General features: G+C 50.5%; 1 pseudogene. It reads right to left on the bottom strand.

The features are described 5' to 3' along the window. Positions 1-214, bottom strand: a pseudogene (locus RJ32_RS00205) (methyl-accepting chemotaxis protein); the annotation flags it as partial.

Genomic DNA, 214 nt, shown 5'->3' with positions numbered 1-214 from the left:
AGCACGGACCGTTTTACGTACGCGGTCATTACCTTGTTGCGCTTGTTGATTTGCTTCGTCCGAAGCTTCAGAAGCGTTTTGAGCATCCTGAGCAACGGTTTCAACGGCGGTGGTCAGCTCGTTTACGGCCGTTGCTGCCTGTTCTAATTCTTCCGACTGCTGCTGAATAGTTCGGGTAGACTCTTCAGTCACTGAGCTTAGTTCTTCAGAGGTT

The organism is Idiomarina sp. 28-8, assembly GCF_000320945.2.
Taxonomy (GTDB): Bacteria; Pseudomonadota; Gammaproteobacteria; order Enterobacterales; family Alteromonadaceae; genus Idiomarina; species Idiomarina loihiensis.
The sequence above is the reverse complement of the archived record's forward strand: the minus strand, read 5'-3'. Positions and strand labels throughout refer to the sequence as shown.